At 72.7% G+C, this 24,868-nt stretch carries 22 protein-coding genes; 15 read left to right on the forward strand and 7 right to left on the reverse strand.

All coding sequences use genetic code 11. The features are described from left to right. Nucleotide 1 precedes the first annotated feature (1 nt). Both ACWEQG_RS31745 and ACWEQG_RS31750 read left to right on the forward strand, forming a co-directional pair. Nucleotides 2–637, forward strand: coding sequence for a hypothetical protein (locus ACWEQG_RS31745; protein WP_452290363.1), 636 nt, complete (start codon nt 2–4; stop codon nt 635–637). A 19-nt stretch (nt 638–656) separates the two neighbouring features. Further along, a complete protein-coding gene (locus ACWEQG_RS31750) occupies nt 657–899 on the forward strand; it encodes a hypothetical protein (RefSeq protein WP_363462357.1) in 243 nt (80 codons plus the stop codon). Nucleotides 900–974: 75 nt separating this feature from the next. On the opposite strand, the gene arfB is transcribed toward ACWEQG_RS31750, so the two are convergent. Then, entirely contained in the window at nt 975–1,397 is a 423-nt protein-coding gene (arfB, locus tag ACWEQG_RS31755) for an alternative ribosome rescue aminoacyl-tRNA hydrolase ArfB (RefSeq protein WP_452290365.1), read from the reverse strand. 151 nt (nt 1,398–1,548) lie between these two features. Between arfB and ACWEQG_RS31760 the strand changes: the two genes are divergently transcribed. Next, complete coding sequence (locus ACWEQG_RS31760; protein WP_452290367.1) at nt 1,549–2,382, forward strand: hypothetical protein; 834 nt, start codon at nt 1,549–1,551, stop codon at nt 2,380–2,382. A gap of 30 nt (nt 2,383–2,412) precedes the next feature. Continuing rightward, a complete protein-coding gene (locus ACWEQG_RS31765; RefSeq protein WP_452290369.1) occupies nt 2,413–2,991 on the forward strand; it encodes an HAD-IA family hydrolase in 579 nt (192 codons plus the stop codon). 26 nt (nt 2,992–3,017) lie between these two features. On the opposite strand, the gene ACWEQG_RS31770 is transcribed toward ACWEQG_RS31765, so the two are convergent. Next, complete coding sequence (locus tag ACWEQG_RS31770; RefSeq protein ID WP_452290371.1) at nt 3,018–4,436, reverse strand: MFS transporter; 1,419 nt, start codon at nt 4,434–4,436, stop codon at nt 3,018–3,020. A gap of 193 nt (nt 4,437–4,629) precedes the next feature. On the opposite strand from ACWEQG_RS31770, the gene lon reads away from it, so the two are divergent. The 7 genes from lon to ACWEQG_RS31805 all read left to right on the forward strand — a co-directional run bounded on the left by lon (nt 4,630) and on the right by ACWEQG_RS31805 (nt 13,963). Beyond that, nucleotides 4,630–6,990, forward strand: coding sequence for an endopeptidase La (lon, locus tag ACWEQG_RS31775; RefSeq protein ID WP_452290373.1), 2,361 nt, complete (start codon nt 4,630–4,632; stop codon nt 6,988–6,990). 267 nt (nt 6,991–7,257) lie between these two features. Further along, nucleotides 7,258–8,202 (forward strand): methionine ABC transporter ATP-binding protein, encoded by a 945-nt coding sequence (locus ACWEQG_RS31780; RefSeq protein ID WP_452290375.1) that lies wholly within the window; start codon nt 7,258–7,260, stop codon nt 8,200–8,202. After that, nucleotides 8,199–8,855: a methionine ABC transporter permease gene (locus tag ACWEQG_RS31785; protein ID WP_363462365.1), complete on the forward strand. Its 657-nt coding sequence runs from the start codon at nt 8,199–8,201 to the stop codon at nt 8,853–8,855. Before ACWEQG_RS31780 ends, ACWEQG_RS31785 begins: the two co-directional genes overlap by 4 nt. A gap of 20 nt (nt 8,856–8,875) precedes the next feature. Next, complete coding sequence (locus ACWEQG_RS31790) at nt 8,876–9,715, forward strand: MetQ/NlpA family ABC transporter substrate-binding protein (protein WP_452290377.1); 840 nt, start codon at nt 8,876–8,878, stop codon at nt 9,713–9,715. A 78-nt stretch (nt 9,716–9,793) separates the two neighbouring features. Beyond that, a complete protein-coding gene (locus ACWEQG_RS31795; protein ID WP_452290378.1) occupies nt 9,794–10,933 on the forward strand; it encodes a Fic family protein in 1,140 nt (379 codons plus the stop codon). Nucleotides 10,934–10,992: 59 nt separating this feature from the next. Further along, complete coding sequence (locus ACWEQG_RS31800; RefSeq protein WP_452290380.1) at nt 10,993–12,528, forward strand: acyl-CoA synthetase; 1,536 nt, start codon at nt 10,993–10,995, stop codon at nt 12,526–12,528. Between the two features lie 133 nt (nt 12,529–12,661). After that, entirely contained in the window at nt 12,662–13,963 is a 1,302-nt protein-coding gene (locus ACWEQG_RS31805; protein ID WP_452290382.1) for a S1C family serine protease, read from the forward strand. 69 nt (nt 13,964–14,032) lie between these two features. Here ACWEQG_RS31805 and cydC read toward each other — a convergent pair whose 3' ends face one another. The 4 genes from cydC to ACWEQG_RS31825 are packed head-to-tail and all read right to left on the reverse strand — an operon-like array spanning nt 14,033 to nt 19,390. Further along, nucleotides 14,033–15,754: a thiol reductant ABC exporter subunit CydC gene (cydC, locus tag ACWEQG_RS31810; protein ID WP_452290384.1), complete on the reverse strand. Its 1,722-nt coding sequence runs from the start codon at nt 15,752–15,754 to the stop codon at nt 14,033–14,035. Beyond that, nucleotides 15,751–17,433, reverse strand: a complete 1,683-nt coding sequence (gene cydD / locus ACWEQG_RS31815) for a thiol reductant ABC exporter subunit CydD (protein WP_452290386.1) — start codon at nt 17,431–17,433, stop codon at nt 15,751–15,753. Before cydD ends, cydC begins: the two co-directional genes overlap by 4 nt. Nucleotides 17,434–17,443: 10 nt before the next feature. Further along, nucleotides 17,444–18,190 carry a cytochrome d ubiquinol oxidase subunit II gene (locus tag ACWEQG_RS31820; RefSeq protein WP_452290388.1) on the reverse strand — a complete coding sequence of 249 codons (747 nt, stop codon included), beginning with the start codon at nt 18,188–18,190 and terminating at the stop codon, nt 17,444–17,446. A gap of 12 nt (nt 18,191–18,202) precedes the next feature. After that, nucleotides 18,203–19,390 carry a cytochrome ubiquinol oxidase subunit I gene (locus ACWEQG_RS31825; protein WP_452290390.1) on the reverse strand — a complete coding sequence of 396 codons (1,188 nt, stop codon included), beginning with the start codon at nt 19,388–19,390 and terminating at the stop codon, nt 18,203–18,205. 83 nt (nt 19,391–19,473) lie between these two features. Here ACWEQG_RS31825 and ACWEQG_RS31830 point away from each other — a divergent pair, with 83 nt between their 5' ends. Beyond that, on the forward strand, nt 19,474–19,797 hold the full coding sequence (locus ACWEQG_RS31830) for a helix-turn-helix transcriptional regulator (RefSeq protein ID WP_363462373.1): 324 nt from the start codon (nt 19,474–19,476) through the stop codon (nt 19,795–19,797). On the opposite strand, the gene ACWEQG_RS31835 is transcribed toward ACWEQG_RS31830, so the two are convergent. Beyond that, complete coding sequence (locus ACWEQG_RS31835; RefSeq protein WP_452290392.1) at nt 19,757–20,488, reverse strand: permease prefix domain 1-containing protein; 732 nt, start codon at nt 20,486–20,488, stop codon at nt 19,757–19,759. The two genes, ACWEQG_RS31830 and ACWEQG_RS31835, sit on opposite strands and share 41 nt — an antisense overlap. 366 nt (nt 20,489–20,854) lie before the next feature. Between ACWEQG_RS31835 and ACWEQG_RS31840 the strand changes: the two genes are divergently transcribed. The 3 genes from ACWEQG_RS31840 to ACWEQG_RS31850 all read left to right on the forward strand — a co-directional run bounded on the left by ACWEQG_RS31840 (nt 20,855) and on the right by ACWEQG_RS31850 (nt 24,841). After that, nucleotides 20,855–21,325, forward strand: a complete 471-nt coding sequence (locus tag ACWEQG_RS31840) for a universal stress protein (RefSeq protein ID WP_452290394.1) — start codon at nt 20,855–20,857, stop codon at nt 21,323–21,325. A gap of 81 nt (nt 21,326–21,406) precedes the next feature. Then, nucleotides 21,407–22,288 carry a universal stress protein gene (locus ACWEQG_RS31845; RefSeq protein WP_452290396.1) on the forward strand — a complete coding sequence of 294 codons (882 nt, stop codon included), beginning with the start codon at nt 21,407–21,409 and terminating at the stop codon, nt 22,286–22,288. Nucleotides 22,289–22,450: 162 nt separating this feature from the next. Continuing rightward, entirely contained in the window at nt 22,451–24,841 is a 2,391-nt protein-coding gene (locus tag ACWEQG_RS31850; RefSeq protein WP_452290398.1) for an ExeM/NucH family extracellular endonuclease, read from the forward strand. The last annotated feature ends 27 nt before the right edge of the window (nt 24,842–24,868 follow it).

Below are 24,868 nucleotides of genomic sequence, written 5' to 3' on the forward strand. Positions count from 1 at the left end.
CATGAACCATCGCGTCTACCTGGAAATCGGCCCCAAGAAGGTCTTCGCCTGCTCGATCGACTGGCCGGGCTGGTGCCGCATCGGCAAGACCGAGGAGGCCGCGCTCGGCACGCTCGTGGACTACGCACCTCGCTACCGGGTGATCGCCGAGCGGGCCGGGCTGGAGTTCGCGCCGGGGGAGCCGGAGGTCGTCGCACGGGTCAAGGGCGACAGCACGACGGACTTCGGCGCGATCTCCGCCATCCCCGGCTTCGACCGGGAGCCGGTGGACGCGCCGGAGGCCGCCCGTACGGCCGCCCTCGCCCGCGCGGCGTGGGCGGTGTTCGCCGAGGTGGCCGCCGCGTCCCCCGAGGAGCTGCGCAAGGGCCCTAGGGGCGGAGGCAGGGACCGGGACAAGATGGTCGCCCACGTCGTGGAGGCCGAGCGCGCGTACGCCCGGAAGATCGGCGTGCGGCACAGGCCCTTCAAGGACGAGGCCGGCCTCGTCGCCATGCGCGAGGACATCGCTCGGGCGCTCTCGCAGCCTGCGGAGGCCTTCCCGCCCGGCGGCGAGGGATGGCCAGTCCGGTACGCCGCCCGCCGCATCGTCTGGCACGTGGCCGACCACATCTGGGAGATGGAGGACCGGCGACTGTAGATTCTGTTACCTTGGTAACATGGTAACAGTCGAGCGCGCGCAGACCGGTCTGCGCATCGAGCGCAACACGTTGAAGGTGCTCAAGGGCCTGGCCGAATACCTGGACATGTCCCTCGGTGATCTGGTCGAGGGGATCGTCCTGCACGCCTTCGAGGGCAAGGCGCCGTTCGGACCGGAGACCCTCGCGAAGATCGGTCAGCTCAAGGAGGTCTACGGTCTGACTCTCACCGCGGCCGACGCGCACCGGCTGGAGGAGAGGTGAGCGCAGGACCGCGGCGCCGCCGCCTCGTCGGGAGAGTCAGGGTCGCGCTCCCGCCCGCCGAGGCGTTCCGGCTGTTCATTCCGCCGTACGGCGCAGGCGCTTGAGGTCGGACCGGTGCTTCTTGGCCGACAGGCGGCGCTCGACCGAGCCCTTGGACGGCTTGGTGGGGCGCCGCCGCTTCGGAGGCGGCGCGACCGCGTCGCGGAGCAGGGCGGCGAGCCGTTCCCGCGCCGCCTCCCGGTTGCGCAGCTGCGAGCGGTGCTCCGAGGCCGTCACCGTGATCACGCCGTCCACGAGGCGGGCGGCGAGCCGTTCGGCGGCACGGGCCTTCAGCGCCGGGCCGAGGGCGGTCGTGCGCGCGAGGTCGAAACTCAGCTCGACCCGGCTGTCGGTGGTGTTGACGCCCTGGCCGCCGGGGCCCGAGGAGCGGGAGAAACGCCAGGCGAGCTCCGCCTCGGGCACGACGACCGAGCCGCGCACGTGCAACGGGCCTGTCATGACGTTCCTTCCTCGATCGGGATTTCCAACCTATCTCGGTGAATATCACCACTGCTCGCCATTTATCACCGTGAACGTCGCTCGCGGTTGTCGCGGTCCATCGCGTCGTGCACAGTGACCCCCGGTATTCCGGCGAAGGGATGGCGGGAGCATGACCTCGATCGTGGGCGTCCACGGCATCGGCAAGTACCACTACTACGAGGAGGCGGGCCGGTCGGCGGGCGGCGCCGCCGAGGCCATGCGGGCCAAGTGGAACGCCTATCTGCACCAGGGCCTCACCGGGCGCGAGGACGGCGCGGGGGAGTACTTCGCCGAGATCGCCTACTACGCCCATCACCTGCGCAGCGGGCCGCCGAAGCCGCCCCGGCAGATGGAGGCGCCGGCCAAGCTGGTGCTCGCCGACTGGGCGGCCCAGCTCGGCGGGCCCTTCCGGGACGTGGCGGGGGAGTCGCTCACGGGCCTCGCCCACCGGCTGGCCGAGTGGCTGCTGACGAGGATGGGCCCGCAGGCGGTGCGCTTCGCGCAGGACTTCTGCCCGGAGGTGGCCGCCTACCTGGGCGGCGGCGACCCGCGCGTGCGGGCCCGCGACGCGGTGGCCGGCGTCGTGCGCAGGCGCCGTCCCCGCGTGGTCGTCGCCCATTCGCTCGGCAGTGTCGTGGCCTACGAGGCGCTGTGGGCGTATCCCGATCTCACGGTCGACCTGCTCGTGACGCTGGGCAGCCCGCTCGGCATGCGCGATGTCGTCTTCGAGAGGCTCGCGCCGGTCCCGGTGCGGGGCAGGGGGGCGCGTCCGCCGGGGGTGCGACGCTGGGTCAACATCGCCGACAAGGACGACATCGCCGCCATCCCGGCCGTCCTGGCCTCGTGCTTCGACGGCGTCGAGCGCGACGTCTCCTGCGACATCGACTGGCTCGACTTCCACACCGTGCGCAACTACCTGCGCTGCGGGAGCGCCAACGAATACCTCAAGACCTACGTGTCCTGACTTCCGAACACGAGCTATGATCGTACGACCATGAAGACTGTGCTTTTCGACTACGGCAACGTCGTGTCGCTTCCCCAGGCCCCCGAGGACGTCGCACGCATGGCGGGAGGTGATCCGGGATTCGAGGACCGCTACTGGGAGGTGCGGCTCGACTTCGACCGGGGTTCGCTCGACCCCGCCGCGTACTGGTCCCACGTGTACGGCAGGCCGATGGCCGGTTCGGACCTGGAGGCGGTCGTCGCCCTCGACGTCGCGAGCTGGTCGCGGCCCAACGAGGAGACCGTGGCGATCATCGACGAGCTGGCCGGGGTCGGGGTGCCCATGGCGCTGCTGTCCAACATGCCGGTCTGCGTCGCCGAGGGCATCGACGGGCTGCCGTTCATGCGGCCGATCGGCCCGCGTTTCTACAGCGGCAGGATGGGCCTGGTGAAGCCGGAGCCGGAGATCTTCCACGAGACCGTGGCCTGGCTCGGGGTCGCACCCGGAGACCTCGTCTTCGTGGACGACCGGCTGGAGAACGTCGCGGCGGCCGAGCGGGCCGGGCTCGCCGCCGTCCACTTCCGTGACGCCGCCGCCCTGCGCGAGGACCTCAAGACGCTGCTGGGCTGAGCTCGCGGGCGCGTGAACCTCCCGCGTCAGGCGCCCGAACTCGCCGGAGGGCGGGGTCCGAGGGGTGGCGCGTCGACCGGGCAGCCGGGGGCGGGCGGTTCGGGCGCGGCCGCGAGGACGTTCGTCCTGATCGTGAGGAACGTGACGACCGCGGCGGCGGCCATCATGGCCGCGCCGACCAGCATCGACGTGTGGAACCCCCGGGTGAACGCCGCAGGGGAGTCGTAGGCGTCCCCCGTCAGCCCCACCAGCGGCGGGACGGCGGCGACGGCCAGGAGGCCGCCCGTCCTGGCAAGGGCGTTGTTGATCCCGCTCGCGACGCCCGCGTACCGCTCCTCCGCCGTGGCGAGCACGGTCGCGGTGAGCGGGGCGACGGCGGCGGACAGGCCGAGCCCGAACACGACCGCCGCGGGCATCACGTCGGTGAGATAGGACGAGCCCGGGGCGATGCGGCTCATCAGCAGCAACCCGGCCGCGCACAGCAGGATGCCGCCCGTCATGAGCGGGCGCGGTCCCACCTTGCCCGCCAGCTCGCCGGCCCGGGGCGACAGCAGCAGCATGAGGACCGTGACCGGGAGCATCGCCGACCCGGCGGCGATGGGAGAGAAGCCGCCGGACACCTGGAGCTGGACGACCAGCAGGAAGAACACCAGGCCCATCGCCGCGTACATGACCAGCGTGACGACGTTGACCGCGGTGAACTCCCGCGAGGCGAAGACCCCCACGGGGACGAGGGCCCGGGGGGAGCGCCGGATCTCCACCACCACGAAGCAGACGCTCAGGACGAGCCCGGCGGCCAGCGGCACCAGGCCGTCGCCCGCGAGGATCAGGCCGTACGTCAGCCCGGCCAGCGCCGGGGCGGCGAGAACGGTCCCGAGCACGTCGAAGCGGCCGTGCGGCCCGGCGTCCCGGGTCTCGGGCACGTGCCGGGCGGCGACGCCGGCCACGACGGCCGCGAGCGGCAGGTTGAGCAGGAACACCCACCGCCAGCCGGCCGCCTCCACGAGCCAGCCGCCGAGCAGCGGCCCGAGCGCGGCGGCCACGCCGCCCAGCCCCGACCAGGCGCCGACGGCGCGGGACCGGTCGTCCGGTGCGTAGCTCGCCTGGATGATCGCCAGGGACCCGGGGATCAGCAGCGCCGCGCCGACGCCCTGGAGCGCACGGGCGAGCACGAGCACGAGCGTGTTCGGCGCGGCCCCGCACAGGGCGGAGGCCAGGGCGAACCAGACCACCCCGGCGACGAAGACCTTCCGCCTGCCGAGCCGGTCGCCCAGCGACCCGCCCAGCAGGATCAGCGCGGCCATGGTGAGCGTGTACGCGTTCACGGTCCACTGGAGGCCGGACATCCCGGCGTGCAGGTCACGTCCGAGAGCGGGAAGGGCCACGTTGACCACGGTGCCGTCGAGCGTGGCCATGCCCGACCCGAGGACGGTGGTCAGCAGCACCCATCGACCTGAGGTCGAGCGAAGCCGAATATGTCCGGATGTCATGGACGCCATCATGCGTTAGGGGGAGGGCGAGCGCGTCATGGCAGGGGATTACACAATTACGATCGCTCACAGCGAACTGGCGCAGAACAGGGAACAGGATCGGACTCCTGTTAGTTGAGCCGACATAACTCAACCTACTGGAGTGCTGATGTCCCAGATCCTTCCCGTCCTCCCGCTCGACGACGAGGTCGTCCTGCCCGGCATGGTCGTGCCGCTCGATCTGTCGGACTCCGAGGTCCGCGCGGCCATCGACGCCGCCCGCGCCAATGGCGAGAGCACGGTCCTGCTGGTGCCCCGCATAGACGGCCGCTACGGGCCCGTGGGGGTGAGCGCGGTCGTGGAACAGGTCGGCAGGCTGCCGGGCGGGGAGCCCGCCGCCGTCGTCCGGGGCGTCGACCGCATGCGCGTCGGCACCGGCACCTCCGGCCCCGGCGCGGCCCTGTGGGTCGAGGCGACCGTCCTGGAGCCGGTCGCCGCCGGGCCCAGGGCCGAGGAGCTCGCCAAGGAGTACAAGGCCCTGACCACCACCATCCTGCAGAAGCGGGGCGCGTGGCAGGTCGTCGACGCCGTCAACCAGATCAAGGACCCCGCGGACCTCGCCGACAGCTCGGGGTACGCGCCCTGGCTGACCATCCAGCAGAAGCTGCTGCTGCTGGAGATCGACGACCCGGCCGAGCGTCTCGACAAGCTGGTCGGCTGGGCCCGTGACCACCTCGCGGAGATGGACGTCGCCGAGACCATCCGCAAGGACGTTCAGGAGGGCATGGAGAAGCAGCAGCGCGAGTTCCTGCTCCGCCAGCAGCTCGCGGCGGTCCGCAAGGAGCTCTCCGAGCTCAACGGCGACCCCTCGGACGAGGAGGAGGACTACCGCGCCCGCATCGAGGCCGCCGACCTGCCGGAGAAGGTCAGGGAGGCCGCGCTCAAGGAGGTCGGAAAGCTGGAGCGGGCCTCGGACCAGTCGCCCGAGAGCGGCTGGATCCGCACCTGGCTCGACACCGTGCTCGACATGCCGTGGAACGTCCACACGACCGACTCCTACGACATCGCCGGGGCCCGCGCGGTGCTCGACGCCGACCACACGGGCCTGGACGACGTGAAGGACCGCATCGTGGAGTACCTCGCGGTCCGCAAGCGCAGGGCCGACCAGGGCCTCGGCGTGGTCGGCGGCCGCCGCAGCGGCGCCGTGCTCGCGCTGGCCGGGCCTCCCGGGGTCGGCAAGACCTCGCTCGGCGAGTCGGTCGCCCGCGCCATGGGCCGGAAGTTCGTCCGGGTCGCCCTCGGCGGCGTCCGCGACGAGGCGGAGATCCGCGGCCACCGGCGCACCTACGTGGGCGCGCTGCCCGGCCGCGTCGTCCGGGCGATCCGCGAGGCGGGCTCGATGAACCCGGTCGTGCTGCTCGACGAGATCGACAAGGTCGGCGCCGACTACCGGGGCGACCCGACGGCGGCGCTGCTCGAGGTGCTCGACCCGGCGCAGAACCACACGTTCCGCGACCACTACCTGGAGGTCGAGCTCGACCTGAGCGACGTGCTGTTCCTCGCCACGGCCAACGTGCTCGAGCAGGTGCCCGGGCCGCTGCTGGACCGCATGGAGATCGTCACGCTCGACGGCTACACCGAGGACGAGAAGGTCGCCATCGCCCGCGACCACCTCCTCCCGCGCAACCTGGAGAAGGCCGGTCTCACCGCCGACGACGTGACGGTGGAGGAGGCGGCGCTGCGCCGCCTGGCGGGCGAGTACACCCGAGAGGCCGGCGTCCGCTCCCTCGAGCGCTCGATCGCCCGGATCCTGCGCAAGGTGACAGCGAACGTCGCCCTCGGCGAGGCCGGGCTCCCGGTGACGGTGACGGCGGACGACCTCGTCTCCTACCTGGGCCGGCCGCGTCACGTGCCCGAGTCGTCCCTGCCGGAGGCGCGCCAGCGTACGGCGGTGCCGGGCGTGGCGACCGGCCTCGCGGTGACCGGCGCGGGCGGTGACGTCCTCTACGTCGAGGCGTCGCTGGCCGACCCGGAGACCGGGGCGACCGGCGTGACCCTGACCGGCCAGCTCGGCGACGTGATGAAGGAGTCGGCCCAGATCGCGCTGTCCTTCCTGCGGTCGCGGGGCGCGGAGCTGGAGCTTCCGGTCGGCTCGCTCAAGGACAGGTCGGTGCACATCCACGTCCCCGCGGGCGCCGTGCCCAAGGACGGGCCGTCGGCCGGTGTCACGATGACCACGGCCCTGGCCTCGCTGCTGTCGGGCCGACCGGTGCGCGCCGACGTGGCGATGACCGGGGAGGTCTCCCTCACCGGGCGGGTGCTGCCGATCGGCGGGGTGAAGCAGAAGCTGCTCGCCGCCCACCGGGCGGGGGTCACGACCGTGCTCATCCCGGCCCGCAACGAGCCCGACCTGGACGACGTCCCGGCCGAGGTGCTGGCCGATCTCACCGTCCACGCGGTGAGCGACGTCCGTGAGGTCCTCGACCTGGCCCTCACCCCGGCGACGGTCGCCCGGCAGGCGGTCGCCTGACCCTTTCCCGCACCCGGCCCGCGTCTCCGTCCCGGAGGCGCGGGCCTCTGTGATCGAGGACACATTACCGGTAGGGAATAAGGGGTGACTCACTCCCGTTGCAGCCCTTCGTGAGCGTATCGAACCTGGTCAACCCGCCTGGGCGAGGGTGTCCCGCGGTCTGAAGCCCGTTCTCCCCACCCCCTCCCGACGAAGGCACTCGACGATGACGCTCTCCCCGCTGCCCGATCTGATCCTGCGCCGGATCACGTCTTCGAAGGACAGCCAGTGATCACGGTCGCCGGCCTGCGCAAGGCCTACGGCGACGTCGTCGCGCTCGACGGCGTCGACCTCCACGTCGGCAAGGGCGAGGTCTTCGGCGTGCTCGGGCGCAGCGGCGCCGGCAAGAGCACGCTGCTGCGCTGCGTCAACCTGCTCGAACGTCCGGACGAGGGCACGGTGACCGTCGACGGGCGCGAGCTGACCGCCCTCGGCGCGGCCGACCTGCGCCGCGCCCGGCAGCGCATCGGCATGATCCACCAGCACTTCGCGCTGCTGTCGTCGCGCACGGTGGCGGGCAACGTGGCCTTCCCGCTGGAGGTCATGGGCGTCGGCAGGGCCGCCCGGGCCCGGCGCGTCGCGGAGATGCTCGACCTCGTGGGCCTGGCCGACCGCGCCGGGGCCTATCCCGCGCAGCTGTCCGGCGGCCAGAAGCAGCGGGTCGGCATCGCGCGGGCCCTGGCCGCCGAGCCGTCGGTGCTGCTGTCGGACGAGGCCACCTCCGCGCTCGACCCCGCCACGACCCAGTCGATCCTGGCCCTGCTCCGGCGGCTCAACCGGGAGCTCGGGCTGACCATCCTGCTCATAACCCACGAGATGGACGTCATCAAGGCCGTATGCGACTCGGCGGCGATCATGAGTGACGGGCGGATCGCCGAGGCGGGCCGCATCCCCGACCTGCTCGCCACGCCCGGATCACGCCTGGCCGCCGAGCTGTTCCCGCTGCCGCCCGCCGAACCCGGCACCGTGACGGTCGCCCTGGCCGCGGACGAGACCCTGCTGTCGCGTCTTTCGCGCGCGTACGACGTGGACGTCGCCGTGGTGGGGGGCGCGGTCGAGCAAGTGGCGGGGGCCCCGGCGGGCCGGCTGCGGCTGCGGATCACCGGGGCCGGTGCGGCGGACGCCCTCACCCACCTGCGCGAGCGCGGCCTGCTGCCGGAGGAGGACCGATGACCTGGTCGGAGATGAGCCCCCTGCTGTGGGAGGCCACCGGGCAGACCGCGGTGATGGTGGGCTGGTCCACGCTGTTCACCGTGCTCTTCGGGCTCCCGCTCGGCGTCTGCCTCGCCGGGACGGACCGGGGCGGGCTGTTCCCGGCGCCCGTCGTGCGGCGCGTGCTCGGGCTGGTCGTCAACGTCGGGCGGTCACTGCCCTTCATCGTCCTCATGATCGCGGTCATCCCGGTGACCCGCGTGCTCACCGGCACCACGATCGGCACCGCCGCCGCGGTGGTCCCTCTCACGATCGGCGCGGTGCCCTTCTTCGCCCGGCTGGTCGAGACCGCGCTGCGCGAGGTCGGCCGCGACGTCGTGCAGGCGGCCGAGGCGATGGGGGCGGGCCGGGTGACGATCGTGACACGCGTCCTGCTGCCCGAGGCGCTGCCCGGCCTGGTCGCCGGGCTGACCGTCACCGTGGTCACGCTCATCTCCTACTCCGCGATGGCCGGGGTGATCGGCGGCGGCGGCCTCGGCGACCTCGCCGTCCGCTACGGCTACCAGCGCTTCGAGACCACGCTCATGGTCGTCACCGTGGTCGTCCTGGTCGTCGTGGTGCAGCTCGCGCAGACCGTGGGCGACGCCGTCGCCCGTCGACTTTCCCACCGTTAACCGATAAGGAGTCCTTTCTCATGCGTAGAACGCTCGGCCTCGTCATCGCCGCCGTGGCCGCGCTCGTGTTGTCCGCCTGCGGGTCCTCGTCCCCGGACACCGCGACCACCTCCACCTCCGGCACGGCGGCGGCGCAGGCCCCGCTCAAGGTCGGCGTGAGCCCGGTGCCGCACGCGCAGATCATCAAGTACGTGGCCGACAACCTGGCCGCCGCGAAGGGGCTGAAGCTGGAGATCGTCGAGTTCAGCGACTACGTGCAGCCCAACCTGCAGCTCCAGGACGGTCAGCTCGACGCCAACTACTTCCAGCACAAGCCCTACCTGGACGACTTCAACGCCTCCAAGGGCACCAAGCTGAGCTTCGTCGCTCCGGTGCACCTCGAGCCGCTCGGCCTGTACTCCAAGAAGGTCAAGGACCTCGCGTCGCTGCCGCAGGACGGCACGGTCGCCGTGCCCAACGACGCCACCAACCTCGGCCGGGCGCTCAAGCTGCTCGCCGACAACGGCGTGGTCACGCTGAAGGACGGCGTGGGCACCGCCGCGACCGAGCGCGACGTGACCGGCAATCCGAAGAACCTGACCTTCCGCCCGCTGGAGGCCGCGCAGCTGCCGCGCTCGCTCGACGACGTGGACGCCGCCGTGATCAACGGCAACTACGCGCTGGAGGCGAGCCTCAACCCGGCCTCCGACGCGCTGGTGCTGGAGAAGGCCGAGGGCAACCCGTACGCCAACGGCCTGGTGGTCGCCCAGGGGCGCGAGAGCGACCCGCGGGTGAAGACGCTCATCGAGCTGCTGACCGGCCCCGAGGTGAAGAAGTACATCGAGGACACGTTCAAGGGCTCGGTCATCCCCGCCTCCTGACGCGCCTCCCGAGCGTACATATATGGACGAATCATCCGGTCGCTTGACCGGATGATTCGTCCATGCTTTTGTGACCCCATGCTGTACGGCACACCGGCACTGGAGGCCGCGGACGAGAAGGTGCTCGCCGAGATCGAGGAGATGCGGCGTGACCTGAAATACCGGCTGGCCGAGGCCCACCGCTGGGACGGCCTGCTGCGACGGCAGTTGCAGGCCCGGGCCATCCAGGGATCCAACTCGATCGAGGGTTACCACGCCAGTGTCGAGGACATCGAGTCGATCATGTCGGGTGAGGACCCCCTGGAGACGTCGGCCGCCGTCGCACGGGAGATCGCCGGCTACCGGCAGGCGCTCACCTACATCGGCGCCCTGTCGCGGGCCCGGGTCTTCCGATATGACGCGGGGCTGCTGCACGCGCTGAACTTCATGATGATCGGCCACCACGTGGACAAGACGCCGGGCACGGTGCGGCCCGGCGGGATCTACGTCCGCAACTCCGCGACCGGTGAGGTGGTCTATGAGGGCCCGGACCACGAGCAGGTCCCCGCCCTGCTGGCGGAACTCGTCGAGTGGCTCAACGAGGGCGACCTCGACGCGCCCAGCTATGTCCGCGCCGCCATGGCGCACCTCAACCTCGTCAAGATCCACCCGTGGCGCGACGGGAACGGGCGCATGTCGCGGGCGCTGCAGACGCTCGTGCTCGGCCGCGATCAGATCACCACGCCGGAGTTCGCCTCGATCGAGGAGTGGCTGGGCGAGGGGCGCACCACCTATGACTACTACGACGTCCTGGGTGAGGTGGGACGCCGCCGGTGGAGCCCGCACGGGGACACGCTCTCCTGGGTTCGGTTCGTCCTGCGCTGCCACCACATGCAGGCACAGCGGGTGGGGCGCAGGCTCGCCGAGGCGGGCGAGGTGTGGATGCTGCTGGAGGAACGGACCGAGGCGCAGGGCCTGCACCCGCGCACGGTCTCCGCGCTCTACCAGGTGTTCGTCTCCCGCCGCCTGCGCCGGGGCATGTACCAGGCCGACGAGGGCCTGAGCCAGGGGCAGGCCGCCCGAGACCTGCGCGAGCTCGCGGCCACCGGGTGGCTCCAGCCGTACGGCGAGACCAAGGGCCGCTTCTACGCGCCGGGACCGAAGATGACGGAGATCAAGGCGGCGTTCGCCGAGCGGGCCAGGCCGCTGCGCGACCCTTACCGGGCGCTGGAGAGCTGAGCGGGCGCATCCGGAATCTTCTTCTACCAGATCGGAAGCAAACCGAGTACCGTTCGGTCATGCACCCTGGGGCGATCGCGGCGGTGACGCCGGACAAGCCGGCGGTGATCATGGCGGGCTCCGGCCGCGTGGTCACCTTCCGTGAGCTCGACGAGGAGTCCAACCGGCTCGCCCACCTGCTGCGGGCCGCGGGTCTGAAGCCCGGCGACCACATCGCCTTCATGCTGGAGAACCATCCGCTCTTCCTCGTCATCGCGTGGGCGGCCCACCGCTCGGGCCTGTACTACACGGCGATCAGCTCCCGTCTGCGGCCCGACGAGCTGGCCTACATCGTGGACAACTGCGGGGCGCGCGTCTTCATCTCCTCGGCCCAGCTCGCCGGCGTGGCGAGCGCCGTCACCGACGCCACGCCCGGGGTCGAGCTGCGGCTCATGCTCGACGGCGTCGCCCCGGGTTTCACGTCGTACGAGGAGGCGGTGGCGGGGCAGCCCGCGACGCCGGTCGACGACGAGTGCCTGGGCGCCGACATGCTCTACTCCTCGGGCACCACGGGACGTCCCAAGGGGGTCAAGCCGCCGCTCGGCCGGGCGCCGCTGGAGACTCCCGGCGCCCTCGTGCAGCTCATCCGGTTCCTGTTCGAGCCGTCGGCCGACAGCGTGTATCTGTCGCCCGCGCCGCTCTACCACGCCGCTCCGCTGCGCTACAGCATGTCCTTCCAGCGCCTGGGCGCGACCGTGGTGGTGATGGAGCGGTTCGACCCCGAGGAGGCGCTGGCGCTCGTCGAACGGCACCGTGTCACCCACGCGCAGTGGGTCCCGACGATGTTCGTCAAGATGCTCAAGCTGCCCGAGGAGGTGCGCGGGCGGTACGACCTGTCGTCGCTGCGCTGCGCCATCCACGCCGCCGCGCCCTGCCCCGTGGAGGTCAAGGAGCGGATGATGGCGTGGTGGGGGCCGATCGTGCACGAGTACTACGCGGGCACGGAGGGCAACTGCTTCCTGTACGCCGGGCCGGAGGACTGGCTCGCCCACAAGGGCACGGTGGGCAGGCCGCTGCTGGGGGTGGCCCACGTGTGCGACGAGGAGGGCGACGAGCTGCCGCCCGGCGAGCACGGCACCGTCTACTTCTCCGACGGGCCGAAGTTCGAGTATCACGGCGACCCGCTGAAGACCGCGTCGGTGCAGGACCCCAAGGGCCGCGGCTGGACCACGCTGGGGGACATCGGCTACCTGGACGAGGACGGATTCCTCTATCTCACCGACCGGCGCTCCTACATGATCATCTCGGGTGGGGTGAACATCTACCCACAGGAGGCCGAGAACGTGCTGGCGATGCACCCCAAGGTGGCCGACGTGGCCGTCTTCGGGGTGCCGGACCCCGAAATGGGCGAGCAGGTGAAGGCCGTCGTGCAGCCGGCCGACCCGGCCGACGCCGGTCCCGCGCTGGAGGCCGAGCTGATCGCCTACTGCCGGGACCGCCTGGCCCACTACAAGTGCCCGAGATCGGTGGACTTCCGTGACGAGCTGCCCCGCCACCCCACGGGAAAGCTGTACAAGCGCCTGCTCAGGGACGAGTACTGGCCTCGGACGGGCTGACATAAAGTACGCGTAGGGCGCCCGGGGACCCCGCCGCTGATCGCTTAGCGTGACCTTATCGCCGATGCGCCATCGTATTACCTGTACCGGCGGAGAGCCGGGATCACCGGCGAATCCATTGAGGGGGATGGCGATGAGCTCACCTGAGCACGTTCCCGGCAACGAGAACACCGAGGTACTCCCCGGTCACGGCTGGAGCCAGTTCGGCAGCACCCCGCCGAGGCACGGGCAGTACACGGGTGCGTACCAGTCGTACGGCGCCTATGGGAACAGTCCTTATGACACGGCGCAGTTTCCGCCGCCTCCGGCGCGGAAGGGCACGCTGACCGCGCGCCAGAAGGCGGGCGCGGGCCTCGCCCTCGTGGCCGTGGCGCTTGGCGGCGGGGTCACCGGGGCCCTCGTCGCGAACAGCGTGAACGGCGGGCAGACGGTGATCGCGAGCCCGGTGGTCAGGGGGGTGTCCAACTCCTCGGGCACCACGATCGCCGCGGTGGCCAAGGCGATCATGCCGTCGGTGGTGTCGATCGAGGTGAAGTCCGCCACGGCCGGCGGCGAGGGGTCCGGTGTCATCCTGTCGGCCGACGGTCTGATCCTGACGAACAACCACGTGGTGAGCATGGGCGGCGCGGGCGGCGGCACGGTCACCGTGAAGTTCAGCGACGGCAGGACCGCCAGTGCCGTCGTCAAGGGCACCGACCCCACCACGGACCTGGCGGTCATCCAGGCGCAGGGCGTGTCCGGCCTGACCCCCGCCTCGCTCGGTGACAGCGACAAGCTCCAGGTCGGCGACGCGGTCCTCGCCATCGGCAGCCCGCTCGGCCTGGCGGGATCGGTCACCTCCGGCATCGTGAGCGCCCTCGACCGCACGCTCACCGAGGGCCCCGAAGAGCAGCAGCCCCAGTTCCCCTGGGGGATGGAGCAGCAGCAGCCGCAGCAGAGCCAGGCCGTCACGATCGGGGGCGTGATCCAGACGGACGCCGCGATCAACCCCGGCAACTCCGGCGGCGCGCTGGTCAACGCCTCCGGGCAGGTCGTCGGCATCAACACCGCGATCGCCACCGCCGGCTCCGGCTCCGGCAACATCGGCGTCGGCTTCGCGATCCCCATCAACACCGCGAAGCTCGTCGCCGACCAGCTCATCAAGACGGGCAAGGCGACCCACGCGTTCTTCGGCGTGAGCGTGGCCGACGCGGTCGGCGGCGCGTCCGGCGCGGTGGTCAGGTCGATCACGGCCGGCAGCCCGGCCGAGAAGGCCGGCCTCAAGGAGGGCGACCTGATCACCAGGATCAACGACAAGCTGGTGGACAGCGCGGAGACGCTGGTCGGCACCATCCGCAGCGCCCGTCCGGGCGACAAGGTGACCGTCACCTTCACCCGCGAGGGCAAGGAGAGCACCATCACCACCGCGCTCGCGGAGCAGTCGGCCACGAGCTGACGGCGCACGATCGTCGCCGGCGAGCCTCCGGGGGGACGGCTCGCCGGCGATTCGCGTCCGGGGGCGTGTTCAGACGCGGTGGCGGGTGAGCTCCTCCGACTCCCACAGGTCCCGGTAGTACCCCGGCACGGCGACGAGGCCGGCATGGGTGCCCCGCTGGGTGACCCTGCCCCCCTCCAGCACGACGATCTCGTCGACCTGCTCCAGGCCGTGCAGCCGGTGAGTGACCAGCAGCGTCGTGCGGCCCCGGGTGGCGTCCAGCAGGTCGGCCATCAGCAGGTCGGCCGTCTCCTCGTCGAGGGCCTCGGCCGGCTCGTCCAGCAGCAGGACGGGCGGGTCGTACAGCAGGGCCCGGGCCAGCGCGAGCCGCTGGAGCTGGCCGCCGGAGACCGTCCGGCCGTCCTCGCCGAGCACCGTGTCCCAGCCGGTGCGCTCGGTCCACGTGTCCAGTCGCGCCCGCCGTACGGCCGCCTCGACGTCCTCGGCGGGCGCCTCCGGCCCGGCCAGGCGCAGGTTGTCCCCGACCGTGGCCTGGAAGACGTACGGATCCTGGGTGAGGCCCGTCATGAGCGCCCGCACGTCGTCGGAGGACAGGCGCCGCACGTCGGCGCCGTTCAGCCGGATCGCGCCCGACTCGAACTCCACGGTCCGCATCAGCGCCGACAGCAGCGTGCTCTTCCCCGCGCCGCTCGGGCCCACCACCGCGACCCGCCTGCCCGGGGTCAGCGTCAGGCTCACGCCGTCCAGCGCGGGCTCGCGGTCGCCGTGACGCACCACGAGGTCCTCGACCTCGACCGTCAGCGGCGGCTCGGGCGCGGGCGCCGGATCCGCGGGCTCCCGCACGGCCGGGGGAGTGGCGGCGGTCTCCCTGAGCCTGCGCAGAGCCGCGACCACTCCGGCGAACCGCTCGCCCGCCGCCGCCAGGGGCAGCACGGGCTCGAAGGCGACCAGCGAGGTCAGGGCGGCCACGGCCGTCGCGACCCGGCCGAGATCGGCGGCCTGGGCCACCAGGACCACGGCGACGACGGTCAGCCCCTGCGTGAGCATGCCGACGCCGAGCGCGGCGGCGTTGATCCGCGCCTGCCCCCGTTCCAGCCGGGACAGCCGCCCGTCGGCGTCCATCGCAGCCGACAGCGCCCGGTCCCGCGCGCCGTACGCCGCGAGGTCGGCCGCGCCGTGGACCAGGTCGGCCACCCGGGCGGCCAGGTCGGCGCGGGCCGGGGCGATCCGCGCCGACCAGCGCCGGGCGGCCGCGGCCGTGCCCACGGGCAGCAGCACCCCGGCGGCGAGCAGGCCGGCGGCGAGCGCGAACGCGGCGGCGGGCAGCAGGAAGCCCGCGATGACGACGGCCGTGACGCCGGTGACCAGGGCGGCGGCGGCCGGCAGCAGGCAGCGGACGAGCAGGTCCTGCACGGCGTCGGTGTCGTCCACCATCCGGCTGAGCAGGTCGGCCCCGCGCTGCGGCAGCGGCCCGGCAGGGATCAACGCCCGGTAGAGGCGCTCGCGGGTGCCCGCCTGGGCGCGCAGCGCGACGTCGTGCCCGGCCAGGCGCTCGCCGTACCGGAACACGCCGCGGGTGGTGGCGAACGCCCGCACGGCCACGATCGCGACCGACAGCGCCGCCAGGGGCGGCTGCTCGGCGGCGCGCGTGATCAGCCAGGCGGCCGACGCGATGAGCGCGACCCCCGCGAGGTCGGCCGCCGATCCGGCGAGCGCGGCGAGTGTGAGCCGCCGGCCCATCCCGGCGATCACCGACAGCGGCGACGCCGTGGCCGTCCCCGTGCGGCTCATCGGGCCTCACCTCCCCGAGCCGGAACCGCGGGGACGAGGGCGCCGCCGTCGAGGCGGACGACCCGGTCGGCCAGGTCGATCATCGCGGGCCGGTGCGCCACGATGATCGCCGTACGGCCCTCCGCCAGCCTGCGCGTGGCCGCCACGATCGCCCCCTCGCTCCTGCCGTCGAGCCGCGCGGTGGGCTCGTCCAGCAGCAGCACCTGGGCGGTCGGGCGGCAGAACGCCCTGGCCAGGGCGACCCGCTGCCGCTGGCCCGCCGACAGGTTCGCCCCGCGCTCGCCCAGCGGGGTGTCGTACCCCCGCGGCAGGGCGCCGGCGAACTCCGCCACCTGCGCCGCCTCGGCGGCGGCCCTGATCTCCTCCGGCGTGGCCGCCGAGCCGAGCGCGATGTTGTCGGCCACCGAGGTCGCGAACAGGTGCGGGCGCTGCGGTACGAAGGCCAGCCGCCGCCGCCACTCGTCGAGGTCGAGGCCGGCCAGATCCGCCCCGTCCGCCAGCACCCGCCCCTCGGACGGGGCCACGAACCCGAGCAGCAGGTGCAGCAGCGTGCTCTTCCCCGCGCCGCTCGGGCCCACGATCGCCACCCGCTCGCCCGGCTCGATGACCAGCGACACCCGGTCGAGCGCGGCCTCCTCCCGGCCCGGGTAGCGCACGGTGACGTCCTCCAGCCGGATCCGCGGCGGCCCGCTCGTCACGGCCGTGGCGGACCGGGCCGGTCGGCGGGACTCGCGCGCCTCCTCCGGCTCCGGTGAGTCCTCGGGGGGCGCGATGACCGCGAACGCCTCGTCGGCGGCGGCGACGCCCTCCATGGCGGCGTGGAAGCGCGTGCCCATGGCACGCAGCGGCAGGTACGCCTCCGGGGCCAGCAGCAGCACGAGCAGCGCCGTGCCGAGGTCGAGCGAGCCCGACAGCAGCCGCAGCCCCACCGGCACCGCCACCAGCGCCAGCGACAGCGACGCCACGAGTTCGAGCACCAGCGACGACAGGAACGCCACCCGCAGCGTGCGCATGGTCGCGGCGCGGTGGGCCTCGGCCACCTCGCGGATCACCGACGCCTGGTAGCGGGCCCGGCCGAAGGCCCGCAGCGTGGGCAGGCCGCGCACCACGTCGAGGAAGTGGCCGCCGAGGCGGGACAGGGCCCGCCACTGCCGCTCGGTCACCGCCCTGGTGGTCCACCCGACCAGCGCCCCGAAGATCGGGATCAGCGGCAGCGTGAGCACCACGATCACGGCGGTGGCCAGATCGGCCACGAAGAGCCGGACGACGACCGCGAGCGGCACGACCCCGGCCACGGCGACCGACGGGAGATAACCGGTCAGGTACGGGTCGAGCGCGTCGAGCCCCCGGCCCGCGAGCGTCACCAGCTCACCCGAGCGGTACGCAGGCCCGAGGCCCTCCACCCGCCCGAGGAGCAGCCGCCGCAGGGCCGACTTCAGCGCGGTGGCCGCGCGGCCCGCGAGCACGCCCTGCGCCCAGCCGAGCAGCCCTCGGGAGGCGACGACGAGTGCGAGGGGGAACAGCGCGGCGACGGCGAAGCGGCCGGACAGCACCCCGGCCAGCAGCTCCGCCTGCACGAGCACGAGCAGCCCGGCCGCCACCGCCGCCGCCAGGCAGCAGGCGAGATGGAGGCGGACGCTCCGCTCGGCGCGGGCCAGCCGGAGGAGATCCTTGTGCAACGGTCCCCAATCAGAAGAACGTGGGCAGCGCGCCTCTGGAGAAGGTGCGCCACACCCATACTTGCGCGCCCACGAGGATCGGGGCGATCGGGACCACCATGACACTGAGCACGGTCAGTGTCTGATCCGGGGCGGCGTTGCCGAGCATGTGCGCGGCCGTGGCCGCCATGACCAGGACCGCGGGCGAGGCGGCGGCGCACGCCGACAGCAGCAGCGCGCGCCCGCCCGTGCGCGGGCCGTCCTGCAGGCGCCACGCCGCGAAGGTGCGCCCGTGCCAGGCGAGCAGCGCGAGTAGCGCGACGCCTCCCGCGACGCCCGGAACGTCCAGGGGCGAGGCGGGCAGGCCGCGCGCGACGGCCACCAGGATCGCGCCCCAGGCGAGGGCCAGCCCCGCCGAGCCCGCGCACAGCGCGCCGTCCCACACCAGCCGCCAGGCGGCGCCGCCGGCCCTGCGGCGGAACCACAGCCCCGCGTCGCGCACGATCCACGCCAGCAGCAGGGCGACGACGAGGGGATACAGGCGGCTCAGCGCCTGGCCCTCCAGCACCGGGAACGCGCCGAACAGCACGCCGGCGAGCGCCACGAGCCACACCTCGTTGGCGAGCACGAACGGCGCCATCGCGCCGACGAGGCGGTCCCGGGCGGCGGGGGAGCGGCCCAGCACGGGCAGCAGGACGCCGAGCCCGATGTCGAAGCCCTCCAGGGCGAAATAACCGGCCAGCAGGACGGCGAACGTCAGGAACCAGAAGATGTCCATGGGGGCCTGCCTCTACAACGAGTGGGCGGGGACGGGCGGCGCGGCGACGGGGAGATCGGCGGCGCCGAGCGCGACCCGCCCCGGGCCGCGCCGTACGACACGGGCGATGAGGGCGTAGTCGACGAGGGCGAGCAGCCCGAGCACGCCCGCGAAGCCCACGAAGGAGGCGGTGATGTCCGCCCTGGTCAGCCCGGGAGTGAGGGCGTCGGCCACGGAGAGCTTGCCGTACACCAGCCAGGGCTGACGGCCCACCTCGCGGACGAGCCAGCCGGCGATCGCCGCGACGAACGGCAGCGGGGTCATGGCCATGAGGAGCGGGTGCAGCCAGCGCCAGCGGGCCAGCAGGTCGCGGATCAGCAGCGGCGCCAGCACGAACATCACGGCGAACTGGACGAGCTGCCCGATCATGATCATCAGGCCGAGCGCGATGCCGGGGACCGCCCCGTGGAACTTGTCCGGCTGGACGGCGCCGACCGGTCCGAACTGGGCGTACCCGAACCCGACCGTGAGCAGCGACCCGATGAAGGCGGTCAGCACGCCGATGCGCAGGGAACGCGTGAAGAACTCCCGCTCGGGCGTGCGCCGGAACAGGTGGTAGGCGCTGGCGCCCATGACGACGAACCCGCCGGTCCACAGCCCGGCGCTCAGCACGTGGGGGAGCGCGAAGACGAGGGTGGGGTTGGTGAACAGCGCGCCGAAGTCGCGCAGCACGAGCCGCCCGCCCTGCTCGGCCGCGCCCGCCGGATGCTGCAGGAAGGAGTTGGCGACCATGATGAACAGCGCCGAGGCGTACGCCGTCAGCGTCACCAGCCAGATGCACGCCACGTGGAGGCCGCGCGGCAGCCGGTGCCAGCCGAAGATCCACAGGCCGAGGAACGTGGACTCGAGGAAGAAGGCGAGCAGCGTCTCCAGCGCCAGCGGCGCGCCGAACACGTCGCCCGCGTAGTGCGAGAGCCCGCTCCAGCTCAGCCCGAACTGGAACTCCATCACGAGCCCGGTGACGATCCCGAGCGCGTAGTTGATCACGTAGATCTGTCCCCAGAAGCGGGTCATCCGCTCGTGCAGGGGATTCCCGCCGAGGGCGAACCGGGTGTGCATGATCGCCACCAGCGGGGCCAGTCCGAGCGTGAGCACGACGAACAGGAAGTGGAGGCTTCCGGTCACGGCGAACTGCATCCGGGCGAGGCCGACGACGTCCATAGATCTCTCCATGCGTAGGCTGTCTACATATAGACAGCCTACATATAGACTCGGCGCATGAGTAACCGGGATAGGCTGCGGGCGTGAACGCCGACGCGCTCCGGGGCCACATGGACGCCCTGCTGCTCTCCGTGCTGGAACGGGAGCCGCTGCACGGCTACGCGATCATCGAGGCGCTGCGCGAGCGCAGCGGCGGCGCCCTGGACGTGCCGACGGGCACGGTCTACCCCGCGCTGCGCAGGCTGGAGCGGGCCGGGCTGCTCGCCGGCGAGTGGGCCTCCGACGGCGGGCGCAGACGCCGGACCTATCGCCTCACCGACGCCGGGCGCAAGGCGCTGGCGGGGGAGCGGTCGGCCTGGCGGTCGTTCACGACCGCGATAGGGAGCGTTCTGGATCCGCTGCGCTGAGGTTCGATGAGCTGAGCGCGGACAGCGTCCTGGTACAGCGCAGGCAGTGCGCCGCGCTGTACAGCTGCCACACGGAGAACGCGTCGCTCACCGCGGACACGGCCAGCCCGGGAAGATAACCGCTGAACCCCGCCGGGCCCTGCGCGGCCGCCGCCAGCGTCAGGCCCATCGCCCCGACCAGCGGCGTCTGGATCCAGACGAACAGCCCCAGCCACCGGGTGAGGAGAGCGGGCCGGCGGATGTGGCGCACCCCCCGGCCGAGCGCGATCAGCGCGACTCCGCCCACCACACCCACGCCGAGCTGGAGGAGGTCGACCGTCCTGGCCAGCAGCCCGAACCACTCCGGTTTGAGCTGCTCCATCGCGGGAGTCTGGGGGAAGATCCGCCAGATCACCGCCCACAGGAACGCGGAGAGCGGCACGCTGAGGAACAGCAGCGCGGCGGTGCGGCGGCCCTGGCTCACCGCCAGCTCCCCCTGGAAGCCCGGCGCGACCTCGGGCACCGCGCCGAAGTCGGCGACCGCCAGCCGCTCGGCCTCGGCCCGGGGGAGACCCTCGTCCTCGTACGCCTCGGCCGCGTCGAGCAGGCTGTCGCGCGCCTCGGTCAGCAGGTCGCGCTTGGCCCCGCCCGGACCCCGCAGCGCATGGCGCATCGACGCGACGTACTCGTCGATCGGCCCCGCGTTCCCCATTGTCCCTCCCGTTCCGCCGCAAGCGTACGGCCGGGAGGTCCGGGGCGCATCAGGGTGATCCCTGAGCCGGGACCGGGAAAGCCGGGGCCGGGTCGTACGGTGTCCTTGTGGCAGGGCAACGGACGGGCCTGTGGTCGTCCCCGGATCGGCAAAGCCGCGTGCCGGCACGGTCGGGGTTCGCGGATACCCTGTTCTCAGGTGTGACCCAGCCCCCCAAAACATCGGCCTGTCCCTGCTGGGGCCGGAGGTACAGGCGGTTTTCCTGGGTACAGGGATGCTCGTGGGCGGTGTCTTCTGACCGTTTCGCCGCGGCAACATCCTGTTAACCCTGGTCGGCGAGACTTAGAGCGGAGAGCGAGGCGGAACGTGAACCAGCCGAAGATCGTGGTGGGCATCAACGGGTCGATGGCGTCGCAGGCCGCACTGCGGTGGGCCGCCGCCGAGGGTGCGCTGCGCGGCGCGCGGGTCGAGGCGGTGTACGCCTGGGAGTGGACGGGCGGGCTGCACGCCCACTACGCGCCGATCGCGAGCCGCACCTCACGGGAGGACGAGCGCGGGATAGCGCTCGACGTCGCCGACCGGGCCGTCGCCGAACTCGGCGACCGCCACGTCGAGCCGGTGGTCGTCGAAGGGCCCCCGGCGCAGGTCCTGCTGCGTGCGACCGACGGCGCGGACCTGCTGGTGCTGGGGGCGCACGAGGCCGAGTCCGAGCCCTACCCCGTGCTCAACCCGGTCGTCTCCGCCTGCCTGCTGCGGGCCAGGTGCCCGGTCGTCGTCGTGCTGCCCGGCATGGAGCACGACCGCCGTCCCGGGGTGCTCGCCGGCAGCAGATCCTGATCCCCCCGGGGCCGGACGTCCCGCCGGTCTCGGGACTTTCCGCCCTGCCGGGCCGTGCGGCCCGCGGCGGAGCATGAGGGTATGGAACCCAGCAGCCCGGCCGGTGACCCAGCCACCAACCCGGGCATCGTCGTCGGGTACGACGGCTCCGATTTCGCCATGCAGGCGCTCGACTGGGCGATGGACGAGGCCGAGTACCGGAACACGCCCATCACCGTCTGCCACGCGTGGCAGACGCCGTACGGCGCGGGCGACGAGGAGGCGCGCAAGTCGCTGCACCACGCGGCCGAGCACGTGCTGTGGCACGGCGCGGAGTGCGCCCGGCAGTGCACGAGCGGCGTCCGCGTGCGGGAGGACCTGTTCGAGGGGCCGGCCTCCGACCGGCTCGTCGCGCTGTCGGAGACGGCCGGCCTCGTGGTCGTGGGATCGCGCGGTCTGAGCGGCGCGGCGCGCCGTGTGATGGGTTCGGTCGCGGGACACGTGGCGACGCACGCGCTCTGCCCGGTGATCGTGGTCCGGGGCGCGGGGTCGCTCCCGCACCGCAGGCACCCCGGTCCGGTCGTCGTGGGAGTCGGCGGCGGCGACGACCACGTCCTCGCCTTCGCCTACCGCGAGGCCGCCCTGCGCGGCCTGTCGCTGATCGCGGTGCACGCCTGGCGCTACCCGGCGGCCGCGTGGGCCGCGGGCATGGCGCCCATGGTGATGTCCGACGTCCCGGGCAGGGAGGCCGTCGAGGCGCTGGAGGCCGCCGTGGAGCCCTGGCGCGCGCGGCACCCGGACGTGCACACCCTGCTCCAGCCGGTCGAGGGCGCCGTGCTCGACGTGCTGGCCGACTCCTCTCCCGGCGCGACCATGCTGGTCGTCGGCGCGACCCGCGCCCGAGGCGTGCTCGGCAGGCTCGGGTCGGTCACCCGGCCGCTGATCGACGCGGTCACCTGTCCGGTGGCCGTCGTCCGTTCCTGATCGGGCGGTGACAAGGGCGGGACCGATCCATGCCGAAGCGGGACGCGCAAGGGCAGCGCGCGTACGGTAGCGACGTCAGGTAATCGGCAAATTCATACAAGTTTGCGATAAAGACACTTATTGGTCCTGGCGTCGCGGTGGTCTACCCCTAAAGTCCGGGGCATGCGTGCTCTATCCCGGGCCTGTCCCGATGACCGCTCCGGCGCCCGCGCGGTCGCCGTGCTCGCGGCCGCCGGTCTCCTGGCCGCCGGCGTCGCGGTCATGTCGCCGTCGCCCGCCTCTGCCGAGCCGGGCGACGTGGTGATCAGCCAGGTGTACGGAGGCGGCGGCAACTCCGGCGCCCCGTACACCAACGACTACGTCGAGCTCTTCAACCGCGGCAGCGCCGCCATCTCGCTGGACGGCTGGTCCCTCCAGTACACCAGTGCCACCGGGACCGGCCTGTTCGGCTCCCAGAAGCAGAACCTGGCGGGCTCGCTCGCCCCCGGTCAGTACCACCTCGTCCAGCTGTCCGCCGGATCGACGCCGAGCGGCGCGCTCCCGGCCCCCGACACCGTCGGCACCCTCAGCCTGAGCGGCACGGCCGGCAAGGTCGCCCTGGTCCGCTCGGCCACGGGCCTGGCCTGCAACGGCGGCTCCTCACCCTGCACCCCGGAGCAGACCGCGCAGATCGCCGACCTCGTCGGGTACGGCACGGCCAACTACTTCGAGGGCACGGCGGCGGCCCCGGGCCTGAGCAACGCCACCGCCGCGGTGCGCGCCGGCGGCGGCTGCGCGGACACCGACGACAACGCCGCCGACTTCGCCGCGGGCCCGCCCGCGCCGCGCAACACGGCGACGCCCCCGGCTGCCTGCGGCGCCGCCTCCCCGTCGCCGTCCGCGACCCCCTCGCCCTCGCCGTCGCCGACGCCCACCGCCGACCCCTGCGAGGTGCCGGCGAACCGGCAGATCGCCGAGGTCCAGGGCAGCGGAGACGTCTCCCCGCTCGTGGGGCAGACCGTCCGGGTCGAGGGCATCGTGACCGGCGACTTCCAGGAGTCCGGTCAGCAGAGCGGCTTCTACTTCCAGGACGCGACGCCCGACGCCGACCCGGCCACCTCCGACGGCCTGTTCGCGTTCGCCCGGGCGACCCTGAAGGACGTCAAGGCAGGCGACCGCGTGCTCGTCACCGGCCGGGTCACCGAGTTCAACGGGCTCACCGAGCTGTCCCCGGTCACGGCGGTGGACGTGTGCGGCACCGGCACGATCACGCCCGAGGTCTACGACCTGCCGCGGGCCGCCGGCGCCACCTTCGAGCCGTACGAGGGTGTGCTCGTGACCTTCCCCGAGCCGCTGACCGTGACCGACCACTACAACCTCGGCCGGTTCGGCGAGGTGACGGTCGCCGCCGGCGGGAGGCGCTTCCAGCCGACCGACCGGCCCGGCGTCGACCCCGCGCTGGACGCCCGCAGGTCGCTGCTGATCGACGACGGCTCCAACACCGAGAACCCGGCCACGATCCCGTACACGAGTCCGGAGGTCGTCCGGCTCGGGGACACCGCGAAGGGCGTCACCGGCGTGCTGAGCTACGGCTTCGGGGCCTACCGGCTGGAGCCGACCAAGCCGATCACGTTCACGCGCACCAACCCGAGGAAGCCGGCGCCCGCGCCGGTGGGCGGCAACGTCCGCGTGGCGAGCCTCAACACGCTCAACTGGTTCACCACGCTCGACTCGCGCGGCGCCGACACGGCCGAGGAGCAGCAGCGGCAGCTCAAGAAGATCGTCGCCACGCTGAAGGGCCTCGACGCCGACGTCGTCGGGCTCATGGAGGTCGAGAACAACGGGCAGACCGCGCTCGACGCGCTGGTCGCCGCCCTGAACGCCGAGGTGGGCGCGGGCACGTACGCCGCACTGACCCACCCCTACCCGGGCACCGACCTGATCCACGTCGCGGCGATCTACAAGCCGGCGCGGGTGCGCCCGGTGGGCGAGACGCTGTCGTCCACCGACCCCGTCTTCCGGCGGCCGCCGCTGATCCAGACCTTCCGCCGGACCGGCGGCGGGCAGCCGTTCACGCTGCTCGTCAACCACTTCAAGTCGAAGGGCTGCGACGAGGAGGCGACCGGCGGCGACACCGACCAGGGCGACGGCCAGGGCTGCTACAACGACGAGCGCGTACGGCAGGCCAAGGCGGTGCTCGGCCTCATCGACTCGATGGACCTGCCGAACCCGCTGGTGATCGGCGACCTCAACGCGTACGGCGAGGAGGACCCGATCGACACGCTGGAGAAGGGCGGCCTGACCAGCCTGTCCAAGCGGTTCGTCCCCGCGGCCCAGCGCTACAGCTACCTGTTCGACGGGCTGTCCGGCGAGCTCGACCACGCCATGGCCGGCAAGCAGCTGGTCAAGCGGGTGACCGGGGCGACGATCTGGCACGTCAACGCCGACGAGCCGCGCATCCTCGACTACAACCTGGAGTTCAACCCGCCGAGCCTGTACCGGCCCGACGCGTTCCGCTCCTCCGACCACGACCCGCTTCTGATCGGGCTCGACCTGCCAGGCGGCAAGCACTGACGATCCGCGTGCGAAGGGCCCCCGGCG

The organism is Microbispora sp. NPDC004025 (assembly GCF_053604425.1).

Excerpts from the sequence above, each read along its gene's own strand:
- ACWEQG_RS31745 (WP_452290363.1), top strand. The coding sequence starts at position 2 with ATGAACCATCGCGTCTACCTGGAAATCGGCCCCAAGAAGGTCTTCGCC.
- ACWEQG_RS31750 (WP_363462357.1), top strand. The coding sequence starts at position 657 with ATGGTAACAGTCGAGCGCGCGCAGACCGGTCTGCGCATCGAGCGCAAC.
- arfB (WP_452290365.1), bottom strand. The coding sequence starts at position 1,397 with ATGACAGGCCCGTTGCACGTGCGCGGCTCGGTCGTCGTGCCCGAGGCG.
- ACWEQG_RS31760 (WP_452290367.1), top strand. The coding sequence starts at position 1,549 with ATGACCTCGATCGTGGGCGTCCACGGCATCGGCAAGTACCACTACTAC.
- ACWEQG_RS31765 (WP_452290369.1), top strand. The coding sequence starts at position 2,413 with ATGAAGACTGTGCTTTTCGACTACGGCAACGTCGTGTCGCTTCCCCAG.
- lon (WP_452290373.1), top strand. The coding sequence starts at position 4,630 with ATGTCCCAGATCCTTCCCGTCCTCCCGCTCGACGACGAGGTCGTCCTG.
- ACWEQG_RS31785 (WP_363462365.1), top strand. The coding sequence starts at position 8,199 with ATGACCTGGTCGGAGATGAGCCCCCTGCTGTGGGAGGCCACCGGGCAG.
- ACWEQG_RS31790 (WP_452290377.1), top strand. The coding sequence starts at position 8,876 with ATGCGTAGAACGCTCGGCCTCGTCATCGCCGCCGTGGCCGCGCTCGTG.
- ACWEQG_RS31795 (WP_452290378.1), top strand. The coding sequence starts at position 9,794 with ATGCTGTACGGCACACCGGCACTGGAGGCCGCGGACGAGAAGGTGCTC.
- ACWEQG_RS31800 (WP_452290380.1), top strand. The coding sequence starts at position 10,993 with ATGCACCCTGGGGCGATCGCGGCGGTGACGCCGGACAAGCCGGCGGTG.
- ACWEQG_RS31805 (WP_452290382.1), top strand. The coding sequence starts at position 12,662 with ATGAGCTCACCTGAGCACGTTCCCGGCAACGAGAACACCGAGGTACTC.
- cydC (WP_452290384.1), bottom strand. The coding sequence starts at position 15,754 with ATGAGCCGCACGGGGACGGCCACGGCGTCGCCGCTGTCGGTGATCGCC.
- ACWEQG_RS31820 (WP_452290388.1), bottom strand. The coding sequence starts at position 18,190 with ATGGACATCTTCTGGTTCCTGACGTTCGCCGTCCTGCTGGCCGGTTAT.
- ACWEQG_RS31825 (WP_452290390.1), bottom strand. The coding sequence starts at position 19,390 with ATGGACGTCGTCGGCCTCGCCCGGATGCAGTTCGCCGTGACCGGAAGC.
- ACWEQG_RS31835 (WP_452290392.1), bottom strand. The coding sequence starts at position 20,488 with ATGGGGAACGCGGGGCCGATCGACGAGTACGTCGCGTCGATGCGCCAT.
- ACWEQG_RS31845 (WP_452290396.1), top strand. The coding sequence starts at position 21,407 with ATGGAACCCAGCAGCCCGGCCGGTGACCCAGCCACCAACCCGGGCATC.
- ACWEQG_RS31850 (WP_452290398.1), top strand. The coding sequence starts at position 22,451 with ATGCGTGCTCTATCCCGGGCCTGTCCCGATGACCGCTCCGGCGCCCGC.